The 17,828-nt window shown below is 43.3% G+C and carries 15 protein-coding genes, 5 tRNA genes and 1 pseudogene; 2 read left to right on the top strand and 19 right to left on the bottom strand.

Going from position 1 to position 17,828, the window contains the following annotated elements; translation table 11 throughout:
* Positions 1-274 precede the first annotated feature (274 nt).
* From N5E84_RS13635 to N5E84_RS13600, 8 genes and pseudogenes are all read right to left on the bottom strand, one after another.
* Positions 275-1,228: pseudogene (locus N5E84_RS13635) on the bottom strand (nucleotidyl transferase AbiEii/AbiGii toxin family protein).
* 1 nt (position 1,229) lies between these two features.
* Positions 1,230-1,634 (bottom strand): DUF6088 family protein, encoded by a 405-nt coding sequence (locus N5E84_RS13630; protein ID WP_008218079.1) that lies wholly within the window; start codon positions 1,632-1,634, stop codon positions 1,230-1,232.
* Positions 1,635-1,821: 187 nt separating this feature from the next.
* Positions 1,822-2,415 (bottom strand): tyrosine-type recombinase/integrase, encoded by a 594-nt coding sequence (locus N5E84_RS13625; RefSeq protein WP_019281827.1) that lies wholly within the window; start codon positions 2,413-2,415, stop codon positions 1,822-1,824.
* Positions 2,416-2,651: 236 nt separating this feature from the next.
* Complete coding sequence (locus N5E84_RS13620; RefSeq protein WP_268842317.1) at positions 2,652-2,819, bottom strand: helix-turn-helix domain-containing protein; 168 nt, start codon at positions 2,817-2,819, stop codon at positions 2,652-2,654.
* Between the two features lie 327 nt (positions 2,820-3,146).
* The gene (locus N5E84_RS21395; protein WP_410001440.1) at positions 3,147-3,260 is read right to left on the bottom strand and encodes a hypothetical protein; all 114 of its coding nucleotides are present in this window, start codon (positions 3,258-3,260) and stop codon (positions 3,147-3,149) included.
* Positions 3,261-3,423: 163 nt separating this feature from the next.
* Entirely contained in the window at positions 3,424-3,582 is a 159-nt protein-coding gene (locus N5E84_RS13610; RefSeq protein ID WP_194578617.1) for a hypothetical protein, read from the bottom strand.
* A gap of 516 nt (positions 3,583-4,098) precedes the next feature.
* Positions 4,099-4,863, bottom strand: a complete 765-nt coding sequence (locus N5E84_RS13605) for a substrate-binding periplasmic protein (RefSeq protein WP_019281824.1) — start codon at positions 4,861-4,863, stop codon at positions 4,099-4,101.
* A gap of 189 nt (positions 4,864-5,052) precedes the next feature.
* Positions 5,053-5,949 carry a response regulator gene (locus N5E84_RS13600; RefSeq protein WP_017046676.1) on the bottom strand — a complete coding sequence of 299 codons (897 nt, stop codon included), beginning with the start codon at positions 5,947-5,949 and terminating at the stop codon, positions 5,053-5,055.
* 97 nt (positions 5,950-6,046) lie between these two features.
* Between N5E84_RS13600 and N5E84_RS13595 the strand changes: the two genes are divergently transcribed.
* Positions 6,047-6,796, top strand: coding sequence for a chromosome partitioning protein ParA (locus tag N5E84_RS13595; protein ID WP_081317722.1), 750 nt, complete (start codon positions 6,047-6,049; stop codon positions 6,794-6,796).
* Positions 6,797-6,830: 34 nt separating this feature from the next.
* On the opposite strand, the gene N5E84_RS13590 is transcribed toward N5E84_RS13595, so the two are convergent.
* The 10 genes from N5E84_RS13590 to N5E84_RS13545 form a co-directional block, all read right to left on the bottom strand.
* Positions 6,831-7,757, bottom strand: a complete 927-nt coding sequence (locus N5E84_RS13590) for an SPOR domain-containing protein (RefSeq protein ID WP_019281823.1) — start codon at positions 7,755-7,757, stop codon at positions 6,831-6,833.
* Positions 7,758-7,923: 166 nt separating this feature from the next.
* A complete protein-coding gene (locus N5E84_RS13585) occupies positions 7,924-8,862 on the bottom strand; it encodes an ABC transporter permease (protein WP_017046673.1) in 939 nt (312 codons plus the stop codon).
* 2 nt (positions 8,863-8,864) lie between these two features.
* Positions 8,865-9,842: an ABC transporter permease gene (locus N5E84_RS13580; protein ID WP_013855660.1), complete on the bottom strand. Its 978-nt coding sequence runs from the start codon at positions 9,840-9,842 to the stop codon at positions 8,865-8,867.
* 199 nt (positions 9,843-10,041) lie between these two features.
* A complete protein-coding gene (locus N5E84_RS13575) occupies positions 10,042-11,598 on the bottom strand; it encodes an ABC transporter substrate-binding protein (protein ID WP_026027967.1) in 1,557 nt (518 codons plus the stop codon).
* A 108-nt stretch (positions 11,599-11,706) separates the two neighbouring features.
* Positions 11,707-13,422 carry a dipeptide ABC transporter ATP-binding protein gene (locus N5E84_RS13570; protein WP_019281822.1) on the bottom strand — a complete coding sequence of 572 codons (1,716 nt, stop codon included), beginning with the start codon at positions 13,420-13,422 and terminating at the stop codon, positions 11,707-11,709.
* A gap of 704 nt (positions 13,423-14,126) precedes the next feature.
* Positions 14,127-14,203 (bottom strand) — tRNA-Pro (locus N5E84_RS13565).
* 146 nt (positions 14,204-14,349) lie between these two features.
* Positions 14,350-14,425: transfer RNA gene (locus N5E84_RS13560), tRNA-His, on the bottom strand.
* Positions 14,426-14,500: 75 nt separating this feature from the next.
* Positions 14,501-14,577 (bottom strand) — tRNA-Pro (locus N5E84_RS13555).
* 149 nt (positions 14,578-14,726) lie between these two features.
* Positions 14,727-14,802, bottom strand: a tRNA-His gene (locus N5E84_RS13550).
* 43 nt (positions 14,803-14,845) lie between these two features.
* Positions 14,846-14,922, bottom strand: a tRNA-Arg gene (locus N5E84_RS13545).
* A gap of 298 nt (positions 14,923-15,220) precedes the next feature.
* On the opposite strand from N5E84_RS13545, the gene N5E84_RS13540 reads away from it, so the two are divergent.
* On the top strand, positions 15,221-15,628 hold the full coding sequence (locus N5E84_RS13540; RefSeq protein WP_088718017.1) for a c-type cytochrome: 408 nt from the start codon (positions 15,221-15,223) through the stop codon (positions 15,626-15,628).
* Positions 15,629-15,697: 69 nt separating this feature from the next.
* Here N5E84_RS13540 and rep read toward each other — a convergent pair whose 3' ends face one another.
* Complete coding sequence (rep, locus tag N5E84_RS13535) at positions 15,698-17,716, bottom strand: DNA helicase Rep (protein WP_019281821.1); 2,019 nt, start codon at positions 17,714-17,716, stop codon at positions 15,698-15,700.
* Positions 17,717-17,828 lie beyond the last annotated feature (112 nt).

The raw sequence follows: 17,828 nt of genomic DNA, 5'->3' as shown, positions 1-17,828 counted from the left end.
CCTAAAGAATACAATGAATCCAGGTGTCATCATTTCAAAAAGCACACCTATCGACAAACCAATTATGCCGAATAGAAACAAAGTTTGCGTGATCGGGGGGCATTGATATTTGGTTATCTGACGACATCATAGTCATGATGAAGTATCTATAGATAGAAGGGTCCACCGTGCCTAGGAAGGTATTACAATCCGCCTATACGGCTTTATTGACTTGTTCTTGGTATAGCGGATCTTGATTGATTTTAGTGTGTGGCATGAATGGTTCTCAAATCGGTTAGATTGTTTTAATTAACGACTGCGCAATGCGTTTAAACGAGGCAAAGCAGGTATCAAAATCATGAGGCTCGGTGTTAAACACCATAGGGGTAACAAAGTCCTGAAAGCGCTGGCGAAAAACTGGGTTATCTTCAAGTTCTTTTAGCCCGAGCTGTAGCTCTTGTTTAGGGTTAGCTACAAACTCAGTGTGTTGATTACCAAAGCGATCGATATCTTCCTTCAATACCGTGTTAAACAACGCTGTCATTGCTGTAAGGTCGAAGTTTTCTAATTGTGCTTCGGTCTTTAAAATGCAGTAAACATCATAGATGTGGCGTACAAGCGTGGCATCGTCCTTACGTTGCGTATCGCGCTTTACTGACATGGTACGGCGCAACATTGAAATCACTTTCTCCACCAAGGTCGCTTGAATAGAGACGCAATCAAACGCTTTTACTTCTTGTGGCTGTCGATACAGTTCCGCTACCAATGATTGGACCGGCCGTGGTTCTACATCCAGTAGGGGGATCGTCTCTATTAACTCAAGTTTAATGATGGGGCGAAGACATGGCGCTTGGCTAAACTACTGCGGGTATCTGAGTTCAAACTCGACATAGCGATATTCATCACGAACGAGACGCGACTCAACGGTAAATCGCTCTGTTTGAGTGATCGCCATTTCAATCTCGTGAATGCATGTCTTACGGGCGGCTTTCTTTTGGCCGCGACTCAGCTCACCAAATTCTTGATGGGGAATGAGCTTTATATCCACATCTTCTGACATTCTCAGGATTTTAACGTTTGACTTGGCTAGCGCAGTCCCCCCAGAAAAAACCATTTGATGATTCACAGGCGATACCTTCGCTAATTCGCTAAGTAAGGCGACGACCCAGTAATCTTTTTCAATAATGGCTGGGTTTCCGAGCTCAAGCGCATCGGAAACCTCAAGGAATTGTTGTTTTAGTTTTTCCATATTAACTCGGTGAGTTTAAGACTCGGTTACCGACAGCTAACTTGCGATTAAACTGTTTATGGTTCCAGGAGTATTGAATGGAGGATGGGATTTGGGTGCTTTTACCAGATAGGCTTTGTAAAGACAGTTTGTCCATTTCAAAATCGACACCTTTCATCTTTAAAATTTCACGCATCAGGGCATCGCTTCCGCCAGGGTTTGTGGGCATGGGTCTGCCGGTTAGACTATTCATTCTTGCTTTTGTGTATAGACCGTAGCCAAGCTTGATTAACTCACCTTGCTTAACTAACTGCCTTAACGCTCGACCGATTTGGTCGTAGCTAGCAAAACCATCAAAGTCTTTGCGCTCAAAAACATAACGTCTCGAGCGCTTTATCTTTTGATAAACGCGTTCAACTGCTGTCATTTGAACCTCCTAGCTTTCATACGTGTCGGTAGTATAACGCAACCTTATAATGACAGAAAGAAATACGGCACATTCAAAAGAAGATATACGGCGTTAAAAAACACAAAAAAACCATAAAATATTGATTTATATTTACTTTTTTATGATAAATAAAAACGACCTATCTATGAGTTACATCCTAACCTCACTATGAGTCTATCCCCTCAGATATGTTTAGAGCATCCTCTATTTCTACACCTAAATAGCGAATGGTATTATCTAACTTCACATGGCCAAGCAATAACTGCACAGCGCGAATGTTTTTAGTTCTCGCATAAATTAAGGTCGCCTTGGTACGGCGCATCGAGTGTGTACCATAGAGGTAGGGATCGTAGCCGAGTTCGGTTACCCAGCGGCGAATGATAGTGGCATAGTTGCTATAACTCATCGATTTCCCCTGCCTCCTAGGACTAGGGAAGATATAGTCTGATGCCGTCAGCTGGCGCTGCATTAGCCATTGAGCTAATGATTGTGCAGTACGAGAAGTAATCTCAAATTGTACTTCTCTGCCAGTTTTACTCTGACTGTAAAGTACTCGTTCTTGAATTACACCACCAGAAGAGATATCCCTCACTTTCATTCTGAGCAAATCACATGAACGCAATTTGCAGTCGATAGCGAGATTGAGCAGAGCCAATTCCATGATGTTGCCTTCGATTTCTAGTCTAGTGCGAATCCGCCAGATATCTTCGAGCTTGAAGGGCTTTTTCTGCCCAGTGAGGTGACCTTTCTTTGTCCACATAATTGACCTCCAGTCTAACTTAAGAAGTGGCCTTAGTAAGGTTAGTGGATGGTGTAAAGAAGAAATGACAGTGGTTAATGGAAGATGCTTGACGGTTGGTTGTGACTACTTTAGTCTCGCTTTCCTTCTTGATGGCTCTTTTAATATCCGTCCAAGACTTTCGATGAGGCATCTTGAAGGAAGAATAGAAAACGTTTTTATTCTTTGGCGGCTTTTGTTCCATTCTTATGCAGCAATTAATAGGCGTTACAAAAGCCGCTTCTTGCTAATAGATAGCTTCCATCCTTAAAGCCTTGTTTATAAATTTTCCGTAATGTACCACGATTAACCCCAAGCATTCGGGCGGCCAGCGCTTGATTGCCACGAGTATGTATTAAGAGCGCTTCTACAATGATGTACTTCAGATCTGGTAGTAATTAACTGAGATCGGGCGCTGCGTGCTTTTGATCTACAATCCCTTTCAATTCACGCTCTTGTTTAACAAGTTGAATCACCTCATCACGTGTGATCAAGGTTGTCATATTGATTGTTTCTCTTAGATTCTTCTTTGTTCGATGTATAACAATGAGCGACTAAGCACCCTTTATTTGCTTTGTAAGGTAAGCCTGCGATACCAATATTGATTCTTTTACGCCAAACTAAAAGGTCTTCTAGTGAGCTTGCTCTACTTATTTGTCGTTGTATTTTTTCGAAGTATTCATTGAAGGTCATAAAAAGCGGTTTGTATTGTATTAACTTAGCGATTCTAGGATTGCTCCCATATGGTGGCCCCTATACTGCAAGTAACGGATCACCTGAGCTTTTTCTTTTTCATCTTTCGGCTTATTCGAGCCAAACTTTTTCACTTTAGCGGTTAGACAAAGCTCAAACCAATCAACATCGAGATCTTCAAGGGATTGTGCGATTAACAACGCATCAAGCCCTTATTTTCTTAATTCGTGCTTAATACGCGTTTCGCCATGGAGCTTTGTGAGCTGCTTTTGAATCTCTCGCTCGATAAGCCGTGTATCATCTACATAGTGGTGAGAAAGCAACCTTTCCATAACCGCACGCATCAACCTGATGATCATCGGATAAGCGCGATAGTTGGTATTTCAAATCTCCAGATGAGTAATCACGTTTTGATAGTAAAGTAACCGCATACTCGTAAAGCTCTTGCTCTGTCATACAACCTCCTTGGTGAACAGAAAAAGTCCATTATGAACTCAATTCAAACGAGCGTAAATGCAATCACGGTTGCTCTTTGTGTATGGTTGAATAAATATTCATACTCACAAGGACAGGTTGGGCTAAAAAGATAGCAACAAAACAGTGAAGATGAAGCGTGTGAAAATGATAAAGGGGCATAAATGAGCTTGGTGGTATTATCCATCAGCCACAACATCTTAAAACGCACTCTTTATTCAGTGACTAATTTTCTGGAAACTGGTACTATCAAAACTCAAATTTTAGGAAAAATAATTAAAATTCTCTATTTTTCTGGAAAAGGCTAACAAGCCTTACCACTCAAACCTTTCCAGATTTATTTCAGAACCCACTTGTGTTGGTAGTTTATTACTATGAGAAACTAAATATATTCTTTATCGTAAAATAGCAGCGAGTCATAAGCCGCCTCGCTGCTGTTTAAATTACGAATAGATATATCGCAATGAAATATAAAAATAAAAAGTAATATTCCTCAATCTACTCTTTCTGAATTGGGGCTTCTAAGTTATAAGATTCGTATATCCTAGTAATCTCTCCGGAACGACGCATTTCAGCTAAAATACTCTCTAGCTGATCGATATACTGATAGTTCGCCGATCGTTTGGGTACACTAAAAAAACGACCATTTAGGTAAATGTTTTTATAACTTATTTTCTTTAATTTAGGGTCATTTTCAAAAAGATTGAGCCCATGCTGTTCAGAGGTGATAGCAAGATCGATGCGACTAGCCTCTAGCATATTAATAATTTTTTCTACGCTAGTAACAAAACTGATTTTTAATTTGTCTGTATTTTGGTTAAATTGGTCACTATAAAAACTGCCATTGAGTGCACCAATAACAAAACCTCGGCTGACAATTTCATCAAAACTATTTGCATCAATATCCGAGTTCGTCCGAGTAAAATAAAACACCTCTCTTTCACCATACCCCATTAATAATGGGTGAAGAAACTGTTCTCTCTCTTCATCCATAGAGTGCAGAGGAATAAGATCAACTCCACCCTGTGGAGCGACACCAATGGTTCTTGCCCAAGGAACTTTTGTCCAATGGACTTTATGCCCCAACTTAAGAATAACCTGGTTAATCACATCACCACCAGGGCCTTTACACTCACCATTTTCAAAATAAAGATAGGGTTTTCTATCTCGGCAATGCCCCTCCCACGTAACATTCGCTAAAAGTGGGGCTGACATAAATAGGCTTAAGCAACCAATGATGAATATCCGTATAAACTTTATCATATCGCTTCCTTTAATTAATCAATTAATCCTAATGTTAAATATTTTTAGGAATAACTTAAATATAGTCACTAAGTGGCAATTTTGCTTATATCTCATGAATAACGGCTCATCAATATCATCTAAGAATATACCCAATAGCAAAAATCATCCTGTCATAAAGATAACCTCAGAATATGCTCTTAAAGATGATTAAAATCCCACCAAAGTAATTTTCCCTTGGGCTAACGCCCCCATTTGGCAGGAAAAATCGACCCGTTTATCCGCTTCTTTGGCAAATAGGGTTTCGAGCTTTTCAAACGATTGAGGGATAAAACTGATATTTTTTAACTTCAAGCTTTTGCGGGTTTGATTATCAAGAAACGCTAATGCGGAGGCACTTAACACTTTCTGGCAAGTATCGAGAATATCTTTACTGACCATTTTGCTGTGTACCGCTTGTTGTAGTTGCTCTTTGGTAATGCTGGGGTTGCCTTTAGCAAAGACACAAACGGCGTAGATATCAAGCAGTGCCACCGCGCGCGGCTTTTGCGTTTCGCCATCTTCATAGACTGCCATCAAACAAGGAATTTTGCTCTCATCAAACGATTGGCGACGAATATTATTCAGCACGATATCAGCACCTACCGCTCTTTTTAGCAGCTTCTCTAGCTGCGAAAGCTTTGGTAAAGCCAACTCATCTTGCAGCTCGACCATTTCATCTAATTCAATGCAGCTCTCTTCCGCTCCTTGCACTAAAGGAAGCAACTTTTGGTGCAGTTCACCATCGTCAAACGGTTTCGATAACACAAACGACGCTCCAGCTTCAAGCGCCTGTTTGATTTGTTGCTCATCGGCCACCGTGGTGAGCATTGCCACTTTTATCCCGAGCTTACGTTTGGTTATCGCTTGTGTCAGCTCCAGCCCCGTCATGCCGGGCATGTGCCAATCTGTTAAGACAATATCCGGCTGCCAACTGCCAATCAGCTTGAGTGCGGCCTTACCATTGTCTGCCTTTTGAATGGACAAACGTCGGTAGCCAAACGCCTCTAAGGCTCGTCTGACTATTTCAAGTGTCGCTTTACTGTCATCAACAATGAGAATCTTCACAGCACATTTTTCTATGACCTAACTTGTTCAAAGTATAGGCACATTTTTTTACAACAACTAAACTTACCTGAAAATACAGCAACAAAAGTGGGTTTATGTGATGCCAATACAAGAGTTCCTCACCGAAAAGGTTTTATCGCTCTTAGCGATCGATCTCGGGCTTATTATCTTGTTGGCTTGGTTTTTTATCCTACTGCTGATCCTGCGTGAATTTAGGAAATTTGCGCATGGTTTTACTCGTAGTAAAAGTGATAGCGATGAAGACACGCTTCATTTATGCCAACAATCCGTTGAAAATGCGTTGAACTACACCGCAGAGCATAGCTCGACTCTGAATGATTTAATCATCATTCAAAAAGCGCTCGAGCAACAGGTTTCTCTCATCAAAAATTCCTCTTCTCAGGGCATTAGTGCAGAAGATCAGGCTTCAATTGATGAGCTCAATGAGAAATTGAGTAAATCGCATAAGTTGATCCGCAAACTGAAAGGCGATCTCGATAAAAGTGTGAAAGGGCTACGAGTGACTCGTAAAAAACTCTTTGCTCAAACTGATACCGTTGACAGTTTGAAAGAAGAAAAAGCCACTATCGAAAAAGAGTTTGAACAGTTAGAAGCGGAATACATCAAGATCAGTAAAGCGGGTGATTTCTACGAAATGGCAAAAAATTATCAAGCCGAGAAAAAAGAACTACTAGAGACCATTGAGAAATACAAAGAGCAAGCCAAACAAGGTGGCACTTCTGTCGATGTCGAAGCGATGAAAAAACAGTTGTATCACATCAGTAAAGAGAAAGATTTTATCGAACAACGCTATCTACAATTACTCGAAGAGGGAAAGAAAGAGTAGCGCTGCCGCCATTTCTGACGGCAAACTGAGACACTTATTTAACGCAAATCACATTGAGTAATGAGGAACCTTTCAGTTGGCTGACTTTGCCGTTGGTAAAAAGCCCTTTTTGCGACCATCCCCAATAAGGTAAGTGCATTGGCCATTGGTTACTGTCCATCTGTTTTGAATCCAAAAGGCGTTGCCACTCTTCTTCCGTTACCAAACGCATCGCCATTTTTTGGCAGGTTTTTTCTGCCACCTCATAATTTAGGCGGCTCCATGCTAGACCATGTTCCATATAGAACTGTTCATCACTCGAACGTAAATGAGGCACCACAAACTGCAAACCGTTTGCGGTGGTGCTCAAACGAATTTCAACCGCTGGCGGAACATTAAGAGCTGGCGCTTTGGTTGATGGTTTCGTTGATAATGGCGAACTCGCCATTTCCACTTGTGGTTTCGGTAAAGACTTTTTGGTGATTTGTTTTGCGGCAGACGTTGCTTGAGCGGAAGTTGTCTTTTTTATCGGCGAGCTAGACTGTGGGCGCCCTTTGACAACCTCACGAATGAAAGCTTCTTTGTAACCGGGGATTTGCTGGATAAGAGGCAGTTCTTTTTTTACTTGCTCATAATCAGTATAAGGACCGATTAAGCAACGATACGTTTTCGCTTCTGGTTTTAGCCATACATCGGTAGAAATATGGGTATAAAACGCTTTGGCTTTCAGCAAAGATAATGGCTTATTTAACACACCACACTGAATCCAAAAAGTGGATGATTGCCCTTTGGGCTTTTTCTTTCCCCATAAACCTTGCCCTATTGGGCATGCTTTATCAAGAATGGGCAGCTGATCGACAGAAGCTTGAGTCGCATCACAAAGAAAATCTTCCGCCCAAGCGGGTTGAAATAAAGCCAGCGACGCCAACACCGTTAGGCTTGATGTCACACACAGGGTCGTTTTCCGCATCAGGGTCATCATATTGAGTCCATATACTTGCTTAATAGTAGTGACAACATTACCGATTCAATGTTCCCTAGTTCAATGGATTTGGGTTGGGTATAACAAAAATACTAGCAAAAAAAGAGCCGCATTTGACGGCGGCTTTTAGTTTAGGGATTTTCTTTAGCAAAAATCAATTGCCACATCACCCTTTGTAAATTTTTGGGTTAAAAACATCGCGTAGCCAGTCACCCAACAGATTGATCACCAACACTAATGTGACGAGTACAAAACCTGGGAAAGCCGTAATCCACCAAGCGCCAGAGAAGATGTAGTTAAAGCCCATGCTAATCAAAGCACCCAATGATGGCTGATCGACTGGCAAACCTAAACCTAGGAAAGAGAGTGCCGCTTCAGACATGATCGCATTGGCAATTTGTACAGTTGAGATAACCAAAATAGGCGATAAACAGTTAGGTAAAATATGGCGAAACATGATGCGTGGCGATTTAAAACCCATCACACGAGCCGCTTCCACATACTCTTTTTTCTTCTCGGCGAGCACTGACGCACGAATTGTCCGCGCGTATTGTGGCCACTCAGCCACACCGATAATCACCACCAACATCACAACCGCATACTGACTATAAAATTCACTCCCAAAACTGGCTTTGAAAATTGCCGAAACAATGATCGCCACCATCATGGTTGAAAACGATAGCTGTACATCGGCAAAACGCATCAAAAAGCTATCAATACGTCCGCCAAAGTAGCCAGCAGAAAGGCCAATCACGATACCAAGTAGCAACTGTAAACCGACCGCCAAAAAGCCAATCGTCAGTGATAGACGCGAACCATACAGTATGGTCGACAAAATATCGCGCCCTTGCTCATCCGTGCCGAGAACAAAACGCTCATCGGCTCCCTCCATCCAAGAGGGAGGTAATTCTGCATCCATCAGATCAATCGATGATAGGTCGTACGGGTTACTGGGGGCAATGAGTGGCGCAGCGACAGACAAAGTTAAGAATACCAAAAAGATGACGAAGCTGGTCATCGCCACTTTATCACGCAAGAAATAGTACAAAAAATCAGACTGTTTAAAACGCTCCCAACGAGATGGAGCAGCAGCAAATTGGCTCATGGTTAAGCTCCTTTTCCAGTAAGGTTCACAGTCGGGTTAATCAGACCGTATAACAGATCGACAATGGTGTTGGTGACAACAAAAATCAGGCCCACGAATATGACGTAAGCGGTGATCAGCGGAGTATCAACTCGGTTGATCGCTTCAAGGAAAAGAAAGCCCGTACCCGGCCACTGAAAAACAGTCTCGGTTAAAATGGTGTAGGCCACCATAGTCCCAATTTGTACACCGCCGACGGTTAGCACCGGTAACATGGTATTTTTAAGTGCATGTTGGTAGTAAATTTTGTTCAATGCCAAGCCCTTAGCTTTAGCAAATTTGATGTATTCCGAGCTCAGCACTTCCAACATTTCAGAACGCACTAAACGAATAAACAGCGGCAGCATGATCGACGCCAGTGAAACACAAGGCAGCACCAAGTGTGCTAAGCCATCAGCCGTGAAAAAGCCAGATTCCCAACCCAACCAATTGGCGGTTTCCCCTCGTCCATACGACGGTAACCAACCTAACGTGATCGAGAAAACGTACATCAACATAATCGCAGTTAAGAACACTGGGATAGAAATACCAATACTGCTGCCCGCCATCACCACTTTGGTAAAGAAGCTTTTGGGATGAATGGCTGTGTAAACCCCTAATGGAATGGAACAGACAATGATGATTACAGTCGCACCGAGCACAAGCTCTAACGTTGCGATTAATTTATCGAGAATAACGTCTACCGCAGGACGTTTGAAAAAGTAAGACGTGCCTAAATCACCCTGCACCGCGGCCGTAATAAAACGAGTATATTTGGCAATGAAAGGATCATTCAGTCCAAGTTCATCGCGCAGCGCTTGGCGCTCGCTTTCTGAAACAGACTGCCCAACAAGCTCACGCAATGGGTCGCCTAAGTTATCCTGAATGGCAAACGCCACCAGACTGATCACAAACATCACTATCAGTGCCTGAAACAGGCGCTTGACCAGAAACGAAAACATTCCTTGCCCCTTAAACTATCCATGATGGTTCTTTTTAAAATTGAATTAACTTTAATAGGAACGAAAAAATTCAGCCTAAAAAATGACACTCGACCCGACTGAAATAAAGCAAAGTGCGGAGATCTTAATAAGGCATCCAAGCGGATGCCTTGAGTGACTTAAGCGCCGCCCACATCACATGAGCGGCCAACTTAAGTAATTACTCGCTAACGACTAGGTCGCCGAAATAAGGGAATTCCATCGCGTTAACAATCGGTTTGATATCTAAAGTAGATTTCGCACCCCACGCTAGGTTTTGCCAATGCAGTGGAACAAATGCTGCGTCGTTGTACAAAGTCACTTCGACTTTTTGCAGCATCTGTGCACGTTTCGCAGGATCGGTTTCTACGTTTGCCGCTTCAACCAACTTATCCACTTCTGGATTTGAGTAGTGACCACAGTTGTACTGGCCTTTACCACTCTCTTCGTTACGTGTCATGGTTAAGAACTCGGTGAAGTTTGCTGAGTCTTCAGTATCTGAGTGCCAGCCAATCATTAACAGATCCGCGGCGCACTTATCAAACTCAGGCCAATATTGCGCTTTTGGCATGGTTTTAAGATCAACCTTAATACCAATTTTCGACAACATCGCCGCTGCAGCTTGTGCGACTTTCGCATCGTTCACATAACGGTTGTTTGGCGCGATCATGGTGAGCGTCAGCCCTTTCTCATAACCAGCCTCTTTCATCAGCTCTTTCGCTTTTTTCAAATCAAAACGAGGCACAAGGTTCGCGTCATAACCAGAATAACCCGCTGGGCCTTGTTGGCCAGCTGCTGTCGCAAAACCTTTCATGATTTTGTCAACGATACCTTGGTTGTTGATGGCGTGAACAATGGCTTGACGCACACGAACATCTTTCAGTGCTTCATTGCTGTTTTGGTTCATTTGGAAGGTGATGATGCGCGTACCCGGTAAGGTCACAAGATCAATACCTTTGGCTTCTTCCACACGTTTATGATCGTTTGGCGCAACAGGTGCAATCATATCCACATCACCCGAAAGGAGCGCCGCAACACGAGTGGCATCTTCTTTAATCGGTACTAAGGTCAGTTTGTCTACGTTGCCTTTTGATGCGCTATCCCAATAATCTTTAAAGCGTTCAAATTCCACTTTTACGCCTTGTTCGCGGAAAGTCACTCTAAATGGGCCAGTACCAGAAACGTTGGTCGAAGCAAACGAGTTGCCGTGCTTCACAATTTCAGATTTCTCTTTACCATCAGCCGCTTTGCCCGAATAGAACTTGCTGTCCATAGGGAAGATGTAGGTTGCGGTTTGCAGAACCAGCGGATAAGCGCCTTTGGATACGATCTCGACGGTGTAATCATCCACTTTGACCATCTTTTCATACGGTTCAAAAATAGCTTTGAAATCAGGAGAATCTTGTAAACGATCGAACGTCCAGACCACATCGTCTGCCGTCATTTCGTTACCTGAATGGAATTTCACCCCTTTACGCAGCGTAAAACGGAACGTTGTATCGTTGACACGTTCCCATTTCTCAGCAAGGCGAGGTTCAAAATCAAATGTCTGGGTGTAACGAACAAGAGGATCAAACACCATGTGAGACATTTGTAGCGTACCACCAGATAGCTGCTCATGCGGGTCAAGTGACACTGGGTCAGCATCATAAGCGACGGTAATATTGGCCGCGCTAGCTGCAAAGCTTAAGCCTGCCGCCATCAAAGCTACTGTTAGTTTGCTTTTCATGGTTTTCATTGCATAACTCCTTATGCGGGAATCCAAATCCCTAGTTGTTGTAATTGCTTCTGTTTATTCATTCCAAGCACGCTTGGTCATGATATCTCTATCTGTAACTTTTTTGGCTTACGCCGTTACTACATCTTCTCTTAAGCCCGTAAACTCAGGCATTAAAGAAATCAAATGCTGGCTGTATTGGTGTTGAGGTGACTTAAACAACTGCTCTGTAGGGGCGACCTCCAGTAAGGTCCCCATTTGCATGACCCCGACACGATCGCACATTTGGCGGATCACAGGTAAATCATGGCTGATGAACAGCATGGTCAAATTGAGCTCATCTTGCAGATCTTTCAATAGGTTTAAGATCTGCGCTTGCACAGACACGTCGAGCGCGGACGTAGGTTCATCACAAATCAATAAGCGAGGACGCGTGGCGAGTGCGCGAGCAATCGAAATACGTTGACGTTGACCGCCGGAAAACTCGTGCGGATATTTCACTCCCGCCATCTTACCTAGGCCTACGTGCTCTAAAAGATCATGCACAATTTGCCGTGTTTCCGCTTCGCTACGGGTTAATTTATGAAAACGAATCGGCTCGGCAATGATATCGAAAATCTTCATTCTCGGATTCATTGAGGTATAAGGGTTTTGAAACACCATCTGCATCTGGCGGCGCATCGGACGGCGCTCGTTTTCCGATTTCAGCGCAGTAAGATCAATTCCTTCAAAACAGACTTTGCCTGAGTTTGGAGCGTACAGACCCGCAATCACGCGTGCGATGGTTGATTTACCGGAACCTGATTCCCCAACCAAACCAAAAGTTTCCCCTTCAAACACCTCAAAACTGACGTCATTTGAAGCTTGGACATATTCACGGCGACTTTCAAACAATGAGTCTTTGGTCGTAAAGCGTAAATTCACGTTTTCTACTGTCAGCAGTGGGCCTGTGTATTGGCGATTATCTTGGCTCTGACCCAACCAATGGTTTTTAACATCCAGTGGTTTTAACTCACTTGCCTCTTCGATATAGCTCACCAGCGGAAAGCGATCGAGTTTTTTATCTGAGCGAGGAACGGCGGAAATCAAACTGCGCGTATAGGAGTGATCCGGAGCGCCCAACACTTTAGCTGTCGGTCCAAATTCAACCAAGTCACCGCGATACATCACCGCGACGCGATCCGTCACATTCGAGACCACACCCATATCATGGGTGACCAGCATACAACCAACATTGTTTTTAATGCATAGCTCGCGGATGAGGCTCAAGATTTGATCTTGAATAGAAACGTCTAATGCAGTGGTCGGTTCATCGGCAATAATAAGATCAGGTTCACCCGCCAGCGCAATGGCAATCACAACACGTTGACGCATGCCACCAGAGAATTGGTGTGGATACTGCTTCAAACGGTTTTCAGGCTGAGGAATCCCCACTTGCTTCATCAAAGAAAGTGCACGCTGATACGCTTCTTCCTCAGTCACTTTCATATTGGCGTGGATGGTTTCTGTCAGTTGATGTTCAACAGTAAATAGCGGATTAAGCGACGTCATTGGGTCTTGAAAAATAAAACCAATTTTAGAGCCGCGAACTTGGCGCATCTGCTCAGGCGATAGGCCTGAAATCTTTTCACCATCTAAGAACACATCGCCACTGGCAATGAGACCGGGTGGGCTCAATAAATCGATAACCGCGTTGCCTACGGTCGATTTTCCGGCGCCTGATTCTCCCACAACCCCAACAATTTCACCCCGCTCGATATTAAACGAAAGCGATTTCACAGCAACGTGAACACCATGACGCGATGGGTATTCAATACGCAGGTTTTTTACTTCTAAAAGTGACATCCCAGACCTCTACGACTTGGGCAGTGTTGTGCCCTGTCTGTAACTACCTTTGAACAACAAAGCGTTCAAAGCCAGTAAAAATGAATCCATTCATACCAGTACAATATTCTGGTAATTAACAAGGCCATCAATTTGGCAAATATTTCACAGAAAAGCAACATCGATAGGATAAAAAGTCGATATCAAATCAAACCAAAGCAGTAACATCGTATTTTTATGCACCACATATGCATTAATCATTGGTATGACCAATATTCTAGCACGCAGTAATACACCCCAAAACATAGACGTAACGCCTAAAAAAACGCCAATTCACCATGTATTCTAAAAAAGAATGCAGAATAAAATTTCAAATTATATTGCGGCATATCACGTAACACATTAGAAACAAAAACCAGAGTAACCAATAAAATGCCAGACTAAAAACCAATGACAAGACAGAAAAGCAGTGAATTCATCTGAACAGAAAATTTAGGGTTTAGCCTTTAAACATGATAATTCACCGTCTTAATGAGATAAGAGCCAATAAGGAATCGAACATTGAATAGAGAGAATCCTCTTTCGACTGAGGCTTATTAAAATGGCCGGTGAAGAGCCCGGTTTTGAAGATCAGGCGAACCCCACTTTGGCTCTCATTACCTTGATTAAGGCTCCAAACACCAGATGTTAAAAAGCCCCAGTCTTTCGACTGAGGCTTATTAAGGTGGTCGGTGAAGAGGGATTCGAACCCCCGACCCTCTGGTCCCAAACCAGATGCGCTACCAAGCTGCGCTATTCACCGATACAAATTCATTTTTTGGAATTAACGAGAGGAAACCCTCTGGTCCGCTATTCCTAACATCAGCATGCACTATCAAACTAGGTCATTCACCGATGTATCTTTCTTCTCGATTTTCACCAAGAACGGAAACCGAAGTTACCGAATAATGGGGTGGCTAACGAGACTTGAACTCGCGACAACCGGAATCACAATCCGGGGCTCTACCAACTGAGCTATAGCCACCATCAAACTTTGCAATAACCGCTTGCTTGCCGTTATTTTTCTTTTCATTTTTAACCAATGAGAAGAAAAGAAAAGTGGTCGGTGAAGAGGGATTCGAACCCCCGACCCTCTGGTCCCAAACCAGATGCGCTACCAAGCTGCGCTATTCACCGATACAAATTCATTTTTTGGAATAAGCGATAGAGAACACTCTGATCCGCTATTCCTAACATCATGATGCACTATCAAACTAGTCTATTCATCGATGTAAATCTTTTTTTCTCGACTTTCATCAAGAAAGGAAACCGAAGTTACCAAATAATGGGGTGGCTAACGAGACTTGAACTCGCGACAACCGGAATCACAATCCGGGGCTCTACCAACTGAGCTATAGCCACCACTGTTTTGCCAATTTGCTACTTATTTACATAAGCATCCGGATGGCGCGCCCGAAAGGATTCGAACCTTCGACCTTTGGCTCCGGAGGCCAACGCTCTATCCAGCTGAGCTACGGGCGCATGCCCTATCGGCGGAGTGGAATAATACGGAGTTCACACTAGGGCGTCTAGTACTTTTTCAACTTTTTTTATCGTTTGACGCCTTTTTCATCAGATAACCATTATTACCTCTATAATAAGGATGTGACTCACCCCTTGAAGATCGCAACTTGTTGTTTATTGCAACAACTTATCGGGATATAATCACCCAATATTTACATTGATTTAACAGCTTGAATGGCTTTTAAATCAGCCACACTCTAAATCTAAGTATAAATAGGTAAGCATGAACTTACCTTTGGAATATAAAGTGAGTTTAATGGATATGTCTCGACGAATCATAAGCGTGTTATTCGCTGCTTTAACCTTTTCTAGTGTTGCATTGGCAACCAGCCAAGCTGAATACGATGCCATTGCTGATCGCATTAAACCTGTAGGTGATGTTTACTTAGCGGGTAGTGAACCCGTTGCGGCAGAGCCGACAGGCCCTCGTGATGGCGCGCAAGTTTATGGTACATTCTGTATCGCTTGCCACTCTACAGGCATCAGTGGCGCACCTAAAATTGGCAATGCCGAAGAGTGGGCTCCACGTATCGCCCAAGGTAAAGATGTATTGAAAAATCATGCACTGCAAGGCTTTAATGCCATGCCAGCTAAAGGAACCTGTATGGATTGCTCTGACGACGAAATCGTTGCCGCCATTGAGCATATGATTGCAGGTCTTTAATACATTAACCCCTATAAAACAAAGGTTTGGCTTTAATTCCAAACCTTTGTTTTTATTATTTTTTAAGCACTATTTCTTAAACATGGCAGCGCGCAAATTAGCAATATGACTTTGTCCTTTCGCCATTCGCTCTTCTTGACTTACTGGCTTTTTGCTCTGTTCCCACTCAACATCGTCAAAGGGTAATTCATCCAAAAAGCGACTTTGTGTGGGTTTAAGCAGTTCCCCGTATTGACGACGTTCTTTACACATAGTGAAAGTCAGTTCTCGCTGCGCGCGAGTTATCCCGACATACATCAAACGACGTTCTTCTTCGACGTTGTCCTCATCGATACTGGTTTGATGAGGAAGAATACCCTCTTCAGTGCCAATCAAATAAACGTAAGGAAATTCAAGGCCTTTCGATGCATGCAGTGTCATCAACTGAACGGCATCACTCTCATCCTCTTCTTCACTTCGCTCCATCATGTCGCGTAGGGTTAAGCGCTGTACAACTTCTTTGAGCGATTTTTCTTGTTGGTCATAGTTGTCACCTTCAAGGTCGGCCACAATCCAAGAATAGAGATCAGAGACGTTTTTCATACGCATTTCGGCCGCTTTGGGGCTGGAAGAGGTTTCATACAGCCAATCTTCATAATGAATATCTCGGACTAACGATCGCACCGCTTCAACGGTATTGCCTCGTTCAGCTTGATCTGAGATAGCCACTAACCATTGCGTAAACTGACGCAAGTTGTCGAGCCCTCTTCCAGACAAATGATGCTCTAAGCCAAGTTCAAAACTGGCCGAAAACAAGCTTTTGCCACGCATATTGGCGTAACTACCCAATTTCTCTAACGTGACTGGGCCAATTTCTCGTTTTGGCGTGTTCACAATGCGTAAAAAAGCATTGTCATCGTCAGGATTCACCAACACTTTGAGGTAAGCCATGATGTCTTTAATTTCGGCTCTGGCAAAAAATGACGTTCCACCGGATAACTTATAAGGCACGCGGTTTTGCAGCAGCGATTTTTCAATTAAGCGTGACTGATGATTACCGCGGTACAATATCGCGTAATCACGATATTCGGTGCGATTGAGAAATTTATGCGCAATCAGTTCACCAGTGACCCGCTCCGCTTCATGATCTTCATTTTTCGCTAGCAGAACTTTGAGTTTTTCACCCTCAGGGATCTCAGAAAAAAGCGTTTTGTCATACACGTGTGGGTTGTTAGCAATCAGAATATTGGCCGCTCTCAAAATACGGCTGGTTGAACGGTAGTTCTGCTCAAGCTTAATCAGTTTAAGATTTGGGTAATCTTGCCCCAGCAACACGAGGTTTTGCGGTTTCGCCCCTCGCCAAGAATAGATGGATTGATCATCATCACCCACCACGGTTAAACGGCCACGTTCTCCAACCAACAATTTCACTAACTCGTATTGACTGGTATTGGTATCTTGATATTCATCCACCAGCAAGTAGCGAATGCGGTTTTGCCAACGCTGACGAACTTCGGCGTTGTTTTGCAATAACAGCACTGGCATTAAAATAAGATCATCAAAATCGAGCGCGTTATACGCTTTCATTTGCTTTTGATAAAGATCGAAGCAGTAAGCGAACAGCTGTTGTTGTTCACCTTGAGCAAAACCTTTCGCTTGCTCTGGCGTCAACATGTCGTTCTTCCAGTTGGAGATGGTGCTGAGCAATTGGCGCAGCAGATCTTTATCGCCCTCGAGCTGTTTCTCTGTCAACTCTTTGAGCAGCGCAAGCTGGTCTTGGTCGTCAAACAGAGAGAACCCCGCTTTCAAGCCCAAAAATTTATATTCCCGACGGATAATATTGAGGCCTAAAGTATGAAATGTGGAAACGAGCAGCCCTTTTGACTCAGCTTTTCCAAGCGTTTGTGCTACCCGCGCCTTCATTTCTCGAGCGGCTTTGTTAGTAAATGTAACGGCAGCAATGTTGCGCGCTTTATAATCACACTGTTGAACCAAGTAAGCGATCTTGTTGGTAATTACGCGCGTTTTACCCGAGCCAGCCCCCGCCAATACTAGACATGGGCCCGATACATATTTGACGGCTTCGTCTTGTCTTGGATTCAGCTTCATGAGGTACTCGTATCACTTTTATTTGGGCCGTCTATGATAATGCCGCGCTTTACCGATTACTACGTCATTCACCATAAGATTTTTGTCATTTTACTACACTAGTGTATTGCAT

It is taken from the genome of Vibrio sp. J502, assembly GCF_025397955.1.
Lineage (GTDB): Bacteria > Pseudomonadota > Gammaproteobacteria > Enterobacterales > Vibrionaceae > Vibrio > Vibrio anguillarum.
The sequence above is the reverse complement of the archived record's forward strand: the minus strand, read 5'-3'. Positions and strand labels throughout refer to the sequence as shown.

Excerpts from the sequence above, each read along its gene's own strand:
- N5E84_RS13630 (WP_008218079.1), bottom strand. The coding sequence starts at position 1,634 with ATGACAGCAGTTGAACGCGTTTATCAAAAGATAAAGCGCTCGAGACGT.
- N5E84_RS13575 (WP_026027967.1), bottom strand. The coding sequence starts at position 11,598 with ATGAAAACCATGAAAAGCAAACTAACAGTAGCTTTGATGGCGGCAGGC.
- N5E84_RS13625 (WP_019281827.1), bottom strand. The coding sequence starts at position 2,415 with ATGTGGACAAAGAAAGGTCACCTCACTGGGCAGAAAAAGCCCTTCAAG.
- N5E84_RS13580 (WP_013855660.1), bottom strand. The coding sequence starts at position 9,842 with ATGTTTTCGTTTCTGGTCAAGCGCCTGTTTCAGGCACTGATAGTGATG.
- N5E84_RS13570 (WP_019281822.1), bottom strand. The coding sequence starts at position 13,422 with ATGTCACTTTTAGAAGTAAAAAACCTGCGTATTGAATACCCATCGCGT.
- N5E84_RS13610 (WP_194578617.1), bottom strand. The coding sequence starts at position 3,582 with ATGACAGAGCAAGAGCTTTACGAGTATGCGGTTACTTTACTATCAAAA.
- N5E84_RS13605 (WP_019281824.1), bottom strand. The coding sequence starts at position 4,863 with ATGATAAAGTTTATACGGATATTCATCATTGGTTGCTTAAGCCTATTT.
- N5E84_RS13585 (WP_017046673.1), bottom strand. The coding sequence starts at position 8,862 with ATGAGCCAATTTGCTGCTGCTCCATCTCGTTGGGAGCGTTTTAAACAG.
- N5E84_RS13590 (WP_019281823.1), bottom strand. The coding sequence starts at position 7,757 with ATGATGACCCTGATGCGGAAAACGACCCTGTGTGTGACATCAAGCCTA.
- N5E84_RS13540 (WP_088718017.1), top strand. The coding sequence starts at position 15,221 with ATGGATATGTCTCGACGAATCATAAGCGTGTTATTCGCTGCTTTAACC.
- rep (WP_019281821.1), bottom strand. The coding sequence starts at position 17,716 with ATGAAGCTGAATCCAAGACAAGACGAAGCCGTCAAATATGTATCGGGC.